Below are 10223 nucleotides of genomic sequence, written 5' to 3' on the forward strand. Positions count from 1 at the left end.
TTTATCCCCCTTGGATGTACATATACATATATAAAATATAGTAAATATATATGTACAAAACAATTGTAAAATAATGCTGAAATAGAAAATATATGTACGAATATGATATCTACGAAGTATATAATAAAAATTAAGGGCTAGTATGAAGTCCAACACATACTAGCCCGATGAATAGGAGACAATAAGATGATTAACAATAACTTACATAATGTTTTAAACTTTGTCAATAATGATACACAATCAAATAATAACATAGCTATATCCTGTAATATAGACAAGTTTAGCGGCACGTTATTTTTTGACGATAATTACGATGATATTAACTGCATATCACAAAACGTGCAAATGAGAAATGATGTATTTTCGTACACTCGTAAAGATGGATTATTAACCATTAACTTTCGTCGGTATTCTTCGTATGGTTTTAAAATCATATTATCTGAATACTACCGATATGTACGCTTTTCATTTTCATCAAAATTATTACGTATGTGCAAAGAATCAAAATATATAGATTATATTGAAGAATTCTTTTCTGTAATTCAATTTAATATATCAAATGATTATATACGTAAGTTCCTGCGGCCATCATTGGTCGAAGTCCACGTAGATATTTTCGGCGCGGCGGCCCACCGTGACTGGATTAACGCCCGCAAACTGTTGATTGACAACGTGTTGGACGACAAACCCGAGAACACACAAAAGGCGAAAATAAACAAGTATTATAACGCTAATTACGAGACTTTGACGATTAACAAAAATGATAAACCATTATTGATAAAGGAAATGTTGGAAACTGTATCCGACAATGATAATAACGATAAATTATGTAGCAGCGTTAAAATATATGACAAATTATATGATATAATGATTGCAAAATATGGTATAAATAAACATTGGTTAAAAGCATATAGTCAACAATTATTTGGATTTAACGACAAAGAAATTGATTATTTTATTGATACATATTCAAAATTAACCATTAAAGAACGCCAACAAGTATATAGCGAATTATCCAGCCGATTAGGAATTACAAGATACGAGTTCACATTAACCAATGCTATGATTAAAAAAATGTGTGCCTACAAGAAAAATCCATTAAGTGAGATATTCTCATATAATATCCAAAATTGCATTGATTTTAAGCGTGATTTGATGTTATATTTGATAAATAATATATGGTCAATATCGCGAAAGACAAGAATATCAAAGCAGTGGAAGTTGATACCAATCATATCAAAAATACTTAACTTATTAAAAAATGATGAAATAATCCACACACAACCAACAAAACGAAACAATGAAGAGGAAATTATGGGAAAATCAAGCAAGTTAAATAAAAATACTAGGGGTTTGAAAGGAAGATTGCGAACAATACAAAAAGATATAGATGATTTATTTACAGGTGGATATGATGTTAATGGCGCTATTAACGACCTGCGCGAAAGTAGCAATATAATTACAGCAATCTTTGATAATGTTATCAGACATAATCAAATATATAAATTTTAATAACAACTAACAAAAAAACAGGAGCACGCAAAATGGGTATCAGCGATGACGTCGTAAAACCACTGGAGTCAAATATCAAATCATTGTTATTATATATGGAGTCGACAGTTGATGTAATGACCGAGCGAAGCAAAAATGAGAAATTTGACAACTATCGTATAGGCGTTTCTCGATTGCGCTTGTTTTTGAATGATTTAATTAGTTGTATTGATAGGCTGCAAAATCACATTATATCTTCAGATGATTTTTAGATGATTTTGAATGGTTTTTATTGATTGATTTAAAATATGGTAGGAATTGAAGGTGATTGATTGGACCTTCGGTTCCTACCATTTTCTTTCCCCCCTCGTGGCCTGCCTTTGGTTTTTGCCTTTGGCTTCCCCTGGTCCTGGTGGTGGTGATGATCGGCGCGTGGTCGGGGGGAGGGGGTTTTTTTGGGGGGGGTGTCGTGACCATTTTTAGGTGGTCGGCCGGCTCTCTTAAGAGCAAAGCATCTTTTAGCATCTTTTTAAAGCTTTTAGACCCCATTTTTTTTAAATTATTTCAACTCGTTACAAGGGGGTATTGCCTACAGATTTATATCGGTATTGCCTACAGATTTATATCATCAAGCCTACAGATTTATATCCTATTGACTCATACGTTGACACATTGAGTCGTATATTTTAGGCATCCCAAATGAACACCGAACGCGACCGGAATGCCTTGGTGGTGAAGTCCAATGCGTTGGTTCCCTCACTGGCCAAATTGGAACTAATGGAACTTCGGTTCCTTGCCTACTGTATCTCAAAAATAGAACCGCATACGGATGAATTTTGTACCGTGACGGCAAAGGCTAGCGACGTTGCAAAGACCTTCAATATCAGCCCTTACAACGTTTATGGATTGATAAAATCAATTATAATACGCCTCAATTCAAAACCGGCAGAATATCAAGAAGAACTGTATCAGTGCGTATCTGTCTGGTTTACTACATTCAAATACAAAGATGGTGAATTTATATTCAAGTTTAATAATGATTTAATTAGCCACCTATTGCAGTTGAAAGATAATTTTACGACATATAGAATACGGGATGTTTATCAATTCAAATCTGCAATAACGTGGCACGTCTACGAAGTATTACGTCAGTATAAAAATCAAAAAACAGTTGAATTTGATTTAGATAGATTTAGAATTCTAACAGATACGATAGGACAATATTCAAGATTCAACAATTTCAAAGCAAGGATTATTGATGGAGCAATTGAAGATATAAATAAATACTCGGATATCGAAGTTCAATATGATTTGATTAAAAGAGGCGCTAAAGTAATAGGATTACGATTTCATATTATACCCAATTGTAATAAATTATCAGCATCAGAAAAGATTCGTTTACGATTTGACAACGTAACCGTCAATCATCTTCCAGAACTAGCAAAAAAATTACGTGATGAAGCACGTGTCGGACCTAAACAGGCGAAGCAGATTGCTAATTTGACATATCACAATAAATGTGAAGATGAAGTTATGAATATGATACCAATACTAATTCAAAGATACAATAATAGCACAAAGAAAGGTACCATCGGTGGGTATGTATTCCAGGCTTTAAAAAATGAACTTACGACTGGTAAGTTAATATCAAATGATTAGTTACTTATTTGATATCCCCTTTTATAATCCGAGCAACAGTTGATTTTGATATTTCCCCCCGTGCGGACATCCGCAGTCCCTCCCGTCGAATCCGGGTCATAATCGCGTGTTGACCCAAGCCTTGGGCACTTAGCTCCATCACCCGGGCTATCACCGCGTCCCTGTTCACGGGCTTGATATCCGCCCCTTCCTGGCCCGTTTCGTGGTCCGGGTGAGGATTTGTATCCCCCGGCTGGTCCGTGCGCTTAAACGGGCGATTTGACGCCAATGCGCGTGCGATGGCCTCGAGGGCTTTGGTTTGAGCTTCATACGCCGTCAAAAACCGTTCGGCCAACGGGATAAGGGCGGTCATCACCTCGGGGAGGGTTGGGGGTGATGAATTTGGATCCGGCGCTTGAGCTGGTGAGGATGGTTCCTCGGGCGGTATGGGCTTCACCTCGTTCATCGCGGGGAACTTTACTGCAAGCAGTTCTTCCACTTCAGCCCGGCGCTTCCCATCGGCGAACCCTTCGGAAATCGCCTTGAGTAGGGCCGGGGTATCCGGGCCATAAACAAGGGCCTTACTTCCTTTCCCGGCTTTCCTGGTCGGGAACCAGTTTTTAAACGAAGCCAGATAACGACGGGCCGAGGGTTCAGGGATGCCCGCTTCTCGGGCGTGGGTTGCAAGTGGTTTCCACACTGTTTCATCCCCCCTGACGACTATGGTCGTCGACAGGTCGTCACTTCCAAATTTTTCAAAAAATATCAATATGTAATTGTGATTATTTTTTATGTGGTCGTTGGAATATCGTCACGTCGTCGCCGGCAACATAAAATTTTAAGTTGACATTCAACATATTCGATTTAATGGAGATTTTTATAACCACTCGAATTTAATGGAGAATAATAAAAAATGAACACATCCGGAAGCCCATCACTGGAAATAAAAAACAAGATATTTCAGCAGATTGCGCGGCGTGCGATAGCCAGAAACGATTATAAACTTGGGATTGCTAGTGCAAAGATGGGACAAAAAATAAATTGTTTATGCAATAATTCTATAATACTAGAAGGAATTTGCCATCACCAAATCGGAAAATATGGTAAATCAATCTTATTATTTAGGAAAGCTTTAGATAATGCCTCCGGGATTGAAGAAAAACAAGAGATTTACTCCCTTATGCAAGAATACGATATCCCTTCTGATGATGATTTTTTTCATTGTTTACAGGAAGCACACCTATCAATACGGACAAAAAAAATTATCAAATCCTCATTTGTTATCATAACATTGATATTATTATTCATTATGATTAAATTCATACTTTTTTAAGCGGAAAACACGGGGTATACGCTATCTCCAGGTGGACGGACTGGACTTATCGGAACCGATGGGGCAACCGAGGCGAATAAAAACCTTGAAGGTGCCCCGTGGACGAAAGCGAAAAAAATATCGCCCTTGTACCTGGCCTTGGAGCCGACCCGGCGAGCGAAACTGAAAAATTTATCCCTGAAGATCTTCGAGGTCTTTACGAGATCCATAGTTACAAGCACGCTGCCGCTATATGCTATAATAGTTATAAGGAAGAAATAGACGAGATATTTGAAGCTTTAAGAAAATTTAGAATTACAACTGACGACATAATCAAGCCAGGTGGAAATGAATCTGACATCCCAAAAAAAATTTCCAAATTGTTACGCCCGAAGAATTGGTTTGAAACTCGAATCAAAGGCGATTTACTTATTACACTAGATCTTTACAAGGATAATGAAAACGGCACAGGAAAGAAAAAAGACAATAAAACAGTTATAGAACAACACTGCATAAAGCGCGAAAACTACTTAGATGGACATAAAATTGACTATGTAAAAAATAATGTTGCCTTTGACCTTGAGTGGAATAGTAAAGACCAAACCTTTGATAGAGACTTATACGCATTCCGTGCATTTTCTGAATGCGGACTAATCGGTGTTGGTATATTGCTAACAAGAAGCGCAAGCCTCAATACTGTATTTACAAAACTTGGATTAAAGAATAAGTACGGTGCAAGCACAACGTGGATGGGGAAATTACTTTATCGCCTTAACGCGGGACGACACGGTGGATGCCCTGTACTAGTATTTGGCATCACCCCAAAGCTTATAACTGACTGGGAAGACGATGACGACAACGGAAGCACAGATGCAATGTCCTAATCTTGTTGATTTATATGGTAAACGCAAGTTTAGGACTATCCTTGCAGATCCGCCGTGGCAATTTCAGAACCGCACCGGAAAAATGGCCCCTGAACACAAGCGGCTTAATCGTTATGGGACGATGACCCTTGATGATATTCTTAATCTCCCCGTGGCGGATATTGTTAAGGAACCGGCCCACCTCTACCTCTGGGTTCCAAACGCTTTGTTACCCGAAGGATTGCGCGTCTTGGAAGCCTGGGGATTTGAATATAAAACTAACCTTGTTTGGCATAAAGTGCGAAAGGACGGCGGCCCTGATGGTCGCGGAGTAGGATTTTACTTTAGGAATACTACGGAACTTATTCTATTTGGTGTTCGTGGGACAAATGCAAGGACACTTGACCCAGGGCGAAGCCAAGTGAATATTATCAGAACACAAAAGAGGGAACATTCCAGAAAGCCTGATGAATTGTATGATATTATAGAGGATTGCAGCCGTGGGCCATACCTTGAATTGTTTGCCCGTGGACAAAGGAAAGGCTGGATTTCCTGGGGTAATCAATCCGACGAATACAAAATCACTTGGGATACATACGCAAACAATTCGCAGACTGACCGAGGGTGCGTTGCGCTACATACGTTGACGAATAACGATACGTAGACGTTCCTTTTAAGATCCTCAGTACATACTAACATACTTATTTTACGTAATTTCTTTGTCTTTCAACAAAAAAGGTTGGCTCTTTTTCGCATCGTCAAGCCTTGACGATGCGAAAAGAAGGGGTTGAAGGCTATTTTATTCAAAAAAAATTAGTTGACATACCCCAAAGCCCTTTTGTATAATCCCCGTCCAGGGGTTCGAAATCGAACCCCTGGACGGGGATTATACAAAAGGGCTTTGACTTTTATAAGGGTTCCCTAAAAAGTGAGCGGTGTGGGGACGGGTTTAAGTGGACAGAGCCGGTTCCCGCGCTTAGCGTGTTATATTTGCAGGGGAGAATGTTGGCGCATTCTCCCCTGTACCTTTTCCAGGATCTGCGTCACTAGCTCAAGATGTCGAGCAGAACCATCACTGCCCGAACCAACTCAAGCACGGCGATAGCAACTTGTGCATACACCATACAGGGTCTCCCTGTTCTTGCGCGCCGCCCCACACCGCTCGGTTTGGTGGACAAGCGGGATTCCCCGGTTCTGCACAGCAAAAATTCCATAGCAAAATCTGTTACAAAAATCTAGGTTTCCCGTGGGCATAATCTTTTTGCTATTTTATATTAACGATATCGATATGTTGGCCCACACCTTATTCCCCCCCGAGTAACTCCCCTCGGTCCCCCGGCTCCTCATCCTTTTCCATTTGAACCGTCTGTTAAGGTATACCTTGATAGACCTTTTTGACCGACCGTCGTTGCTGGCTCGAAGTCGTCTAACAAGGTCCAAAAATAATTGTTGACACTTTTTCTAAAAATCTCTAAAACATTATTAGACAATCAAGGAGGGCACCACGATGATTGGACAACACATTGGATATACCAGGACGAGCACTACGGACCAAAATTTAGACCGTCAGCTTGATGGAATCGAACTTGACCGAGTTTTTGAGGAACAGGCATCCGGCAAGGATAAAAACCGTCCTGTCCTGAAAGAATGTTTAAAGTATGTGCGTCAAGGGGATACCCTTCACGTGCATAGTATTGATAGACTTTGCAGAAATCTTGCTGATTTATTGGACATTGTAACCGAGATGGGAAACAAAGGAGTGTGCCTCCGATTCCATAAAGAAAATCTTAGTTTTGGATGTGGTGAATCAGATTCTATTTCAAGGTTAATGCTATCCATATTGGGTGCTGTTGCAGGATTTGAACGTGATATGATACGAGAACGGCAACGTGAAGGGATAGCTATTGCGAAGCGTCAAGGAAAGCATCTTGGGCGTAAACCATCATTGAATGATGAACAAATTGAACAAATCAAAACAAGAGTTGCAAATGGTGAAAATAAAAAAACATTAGCTAACGAGTATGGTGTATCTAGAGCAACAATATACAACGTTATAGATGGTATGTGAGGTAATACTAAGTGGCCTTGTGCGTTAGACCTGGCTGGTGGTGGGGGGTGATTGTCCATCATGTCATCCCCCGATGATTGCCGAGGCCCGCAACTCCTGACCTCCTGGCATAGCGTCACTATCAATTTTGGGGAGCGACTAATCTCGCTGGCCGGGGGGATAGTGATAGTTTGAGCATCCCAAAATTTTGAACTTGGGAATAACGGCTCTGTATGCCGCCCTTGCCGAGGTCCATACCCCGACCATATCCAGCTTGACCATTTGCCCGATTATCCCCGCCTCACTCATCACCACGACCGGATATACCCCACCAAATCGCCCCGTAGAGACGTTTTTCCGCCTTTCCCCGGACGATTCCCCATCCCGGCCCGAAAAACGTCCCATTTGATATATTACTTCACTTCGCAAGTGATATTTCCTGGTGACGATGCTACCCGGCGATTTCCCCGGGGCCTCGGCAAGACCATTCCATTATTTCTACCTGTTCCGGTAGACAATACAACTACCGTGATATCATTTTGTTTACTTTTGATTTTATTCAAAAGTTTACTCTCGTTAAAGTGACAAATGTTGATAGCGATAGATAGTCATAGTTTACTTCTGATGTCATTTTAATAATTTTTGTTCCGGTAAAACATATTATTGATTGATTATTTATTTTAGAAAAAATCAAGAATTTGGAGGTAAAAATATGATAAGTGAAAGTTGTATGGAAATAGATACAATTGAAATGCTATCTAATAATATAGATATGATAGATGTAATGTTACTCAATCAATCACTTACAGCCGGTAAAAATAATATCTTAATTGTTGATAGTCGTGATTCAGTATTTCACTTAAAAAAGATATGTTATGATAGTAGTTTTGCAATACCTGGATATGATTTAACAGATAAATTTCGCAATATGATAAATAATAATATCAAATGTGTATATCTACTCGAACACGATAAAATGAATGAACTTGCATTGTATTTCATAAATCGTGGGATATCCGTAAGCATTATAAAAGATATTGATAATAAAGCGATTTTAAAAATGAATCGCAAGGAAATTGAACGAACAATACAAAAGGAATCAATCTCATACTATAAATACCAATATCTTCAATGGTGTAATGATACTGATTTTTCCGCGTATCCCCACGTGTTGGAAAATAAAATTCGTGAATTATTTAAGATGCTAGATTTTGCTGGTATTGAACACAATGAAATGGAAAGAATAAATTTTGACCGATGGTTGCAAGAAATGTTGGCCCTTACTAACCAGTATTACGAGTTAGCAATTTATCCGCTTGTCAAATGGTGCTTTATAACACAACTAGCTAATCACTAAAATTATATAAAAGAGGTATAATAATTATGAAAAAGATGAAATTAAAACCAAAGAAAGTTAATAGAACAAATGTAAACAATAAATTTTCCCTAACGCCAAGCGCACAAGGCGAGATTTCCAGAAGTGTTCTATACGATATAAAGCTCAAAAAATTGATACGATATCTTACAGACTACAAGGAAAAAAGCGGTATGACTTACGATAAATTATGCGCGATAACAGACGCCATAGAATCGATTATCAACAAAAATAATCAGATTAAAAAACAAAACAAAGAACAGCAAAATAAACAAAAATATATGATTATCGGAGGTTACAATGGCCAAAATAAGTAAGGATAAATACCGTTTAGACATTATTTGCCCTCGTGACAGCGGCTTAGCATTAGTCAAATTTTGCAAAGATAATTGCATTAGCGTTAACTCGCTTATAAATCACCTAATCGTATCATTTTTATTAAATAAGCACAAATATGCATTTAATTTTGTTGATGACAATGAACAACCAATGAATAATCAACAAAACACCATCCATGCAGATAATGATAACGAAGATGACAATGAAAATTTTCCAGATATAATTAAATCATTACTAGATGGAGAAAATGAAGGTGTTGATTACTCCTTTTAGATAAATAAAAAAACCCCGGATACGTTAATACCCGGGGAAACTAAATAATAGACATAGAAAGTTAAATGTTGAAGATAATATATGTTTTTAATCAAATCAAAAAATAAGAATGAAAGTGACAGAGTAAACAATCCCGGTAAGAAATCCATTCCATTTTCGGGGTATCCCAAAAAAGTCCTTGACGGGAAACCCTTGAAAATTTCAACGGTTTTCAAAAAACCATTTGATTTTGTTGAAATAAATCTGAAAGTGTTGGCCCCGGTACAACCCTTTGGCCGACCGAAGTCTTGTATTTTACAAGGGATAATTTCAGGACAAGTCACTGGAAATGCTGGAAATATTCAAAACATATGTTCAAAATATGGTGTTTTGATACCCCCTGAAAAAACCATTCGTTTTGATGGTCATTTGATACCATACCAAAAACCATTCAAAAATTATCATATCAAAACGGCATATCAATGTGATGTGCATATTATACCATTTGATTTGATGGTATCATTAGCACCTAGTAATCGCATATATTCTACAAGCATATTGACAAAAAAATTAGTTATGGTAGATTGGATGATCGTTGGTCAATTACGAGTCGCCCGCGAAAATAAACCATTAACCAAGACCATCAAATTGATATTATCAAGTGACCACATCCAGACGACATCACCAGACGATAGCTTAATATACGGTAGTGAGATTTGTTATGAAAATATCAAAAATAAACATCGCGAAGCTATGGCTATCAACGATTACAGCTCAATGATAGGCATAAATAAAATGCACAAAAAATATGCATTTTTTTTGATTGTATATGTATATGTACCATACTTAGTATATATAAGATACTGCCTTTATGTATTTATAAGCCTGATAAGGCAAAGGGGGTCA

The 10223-nt window shown here is 38.1% G+C and carries 12 protein-coding genes; 11 read left to right on the plus strand and 1 reads right to left on the minus strand.

Annotated elements, in window-relative coordinates; genetic code table 11:
* Positions 1-186: 186 nt before the first annotated feature.
* From Q368_RS26195 to Q368_RS25250, 3 genes are all read left to right on the plus strand, one after another.
* The gene (locus tag Q368_RS26195; RefSeq protein WP_156955859.1) at positions 187-1512 is read left to right on the plus strand and encodes a hypothetical protein; all 1326 of its coding nucleotides are present in this window, start codon (positions 187-189) and stop codon (positions 1510-1512) included.
* A 32-nt stretch (positions 1513-1544) separates the two neighbouring features.
* A complete protein-coding gene (locus Q368_RS26200; RefSeq protein ID WP_156955860.1) occupies positions 1545-1763 on the plus strand; it encodes a hypothetical protein in 219 nt (72 codons plus the stop codon).
* A gap of 427 nt (positions 1764-2190) precedes the next feature.
* Positions 2191-3150, plus strand: coding sequence for a replication initiation protein (locus tag Q368_RS25250; RefSeq protein ID WP_084158977.1), 960 nt, complete (start codon positions 2191-2193; stop codon positions 3148-3150).
* 4 nt (positions 3151-3154) lie between these two features.
* Here the strand turns inward: Q368_RS25250 and Q368_RS26205 are convergent, their stop codons facing one another.
* A complete protein-coding gene (locus Q368_RS26205; protein ID WP_156955861.1) occupies positions 3155-3898 on the minus strand; it encodes a hypothetical protein in 744 nt (247 codons plus the stop codon).
* A 144-nt stretch (positions 3899-4042) separates the two neighbouring features.
* Here Q368_RS26205 and Q368_RS26210 point away from each other — a divergent pair, with 144 nt between their 5' ends.
* The 8 genes from Q368_RS26210 to Q368_RS26230 all read left to right on the plus strand — a co-directional run.
* Positions 4043-4462 (plus strand): hypothetical protein, encoded by a 420-nt coding sequence (locus Q368_RS26210; RefSeq protein WP_156955862.1) that lies wholly within the window; start codon positions 4043-4045, stop codon positions 4460-4462.
* A 98-nt stretch (positions 4463-4560) separates the two neighbouring features.
* Positions 4561-5325 (plus strand): BglII/BstYI family type II restriction endonuclease, encoded by a 765-nt coding sequence (locus tag Q368_RS24235; protein ID WP_052360355.1) that lies wholly within the window; start codon positions 4561-4563, stop codon positions 5323-5325.
* Positions 5312-5968 (plus strand): MT-A70 family methyltransferase, encoded by a 657-nt coding sequence (locus Q368_RS24240; protein WP_211249801.1) that lies wholly within the window; start codon positions 5312-5314, stop codon positions 5966-5968. The genes Q368_RS24235 and Q368_RS24240 overlap by 14 nt, the downstream gene beginning before the upstream one ends.
* 843 nt (positions 5969-6811) lie before the next feature.
* Complete coding sequence (locus tag Q368_RS0122330; RefSeq protein WP_029461233.1) at positions 6812-7372, plus strand: recombinase family protein; 561 nt, start codon at positions 6812-6814, stop codon at positions 7370-7372.
* Between the two features lie 709 nt (positions 7373-8081).
* Entirely contained in the window at positions 8082-8708 is a 627-nt protein-coding gene (locus tag Q368_RS26215) for a hypothetical protein (protein WP_156955863.1), read from the plus strand.
* Between the two features lie 26 nt (positions 8709-8734).
* The gene (locus Q368_RS26220; RefSeq protein ID WP_156955864.1) at positions 8735-9043 is read left to right on the plus strand and encodes a hypothetical protein; all 309 of its coding nucleotides are present in this window, start codon (positions 8735-8737) and stop codon (positions 9041-9043) included.
* Positions 9027-9338 carry a hypothetical protein gene (locus Q368_RS26225; RefSeq protein ID WP_156955865.1) on the plus strand — a complete coding sequence of 104 codons (312 nt, stop codon included), beginning with the start codon at positions 9027-9029 and terminating at the stop codon, positions 9336-9338. The genes Q368_RS26220 and Q368_RS26225 overlap by 17 nt, the downstream gene beginning before the upstream one ends.
* An 81-nt stretch (positions 9339-9419) precedes the next feature.
* A partial coding sequence (locus Q368_RS26230; RefSeq protein WP_156955866.1) for a hypothetical protein occupies positions 9420-10223 on the plus strand: 804 nt, incomplete at its 3' end.

Origin of the sequence: Solidesulfovibrio alcoholivorans DSM 5433, assembly GCF_000702665.1 — a bacterium.
GTDB lineage: Bacteria > Desulfobacterota > Desulfovibrionia > Desulfovibrionales > Desulfovibrionaceae > Solidesulfovibrio > Solidesulfovibrio alcoholivorans.

Coding starts and splice junctions, on each gene's coding strand:
- Q368_RS25250 (WP_084158977.1), top strand. CDS start 2,191: ATGAACACCGAACGCGACCGGAATGCCTTGGTGGTGAAGTCCAATGCG.
- Q368_RS26215 (WP_156955863.1), top strand. CDS start 8,082: ATGGAAATAGATACAATTGAAATGCTATCTAATAATATAGATATGATA.
- Q368_RS26195 (WP_156955859.1), top strand. CDS start 187: ATGATTAACAATAACTTACATAATGTTTTAAACTTTGTCAATAATGAT.
- Q368_RS26220 (WP_156955864.1), top strand. CDS start 8,735: ATGAAAAAGATGAAATTAAAACCAAAGAAAGTTAATAGAACAAATGTA.
- Q368_RS0122330 (WP_029461233.1), top strand. CDS start 6,812: ATGATTGGACAACACATTGGATATACCAGGACGAGCACTACGGACCAA.
- Q368_RS26200 (WP_156955860.1), top strand. CDS start 1,545: ATGGGTATCAGCGATGACGTCGTAAAACCACTGGAGTCAAATATCAAA.
- Q368_RS24240 (WP_211249801.1), top strand. CDS start 5,312: ATGCAATGTCCTAATCTTGTTGATTTATATGGTAAACGCAAGTTTAGG.
- Q368_RS26225 (WP_156955865.1), top strand. CDS start 9,027: ATGGCCAAAATAAGTAAGGATAAATACCGTTTAGACATTATTTGCCCT.
- Q368_RS26210 (WP_156955862.1), top strand. CDS start 4,043: ATGAACACATCCGGAAGCCCATCACTGGAAATAAAAAACAAGATATTT.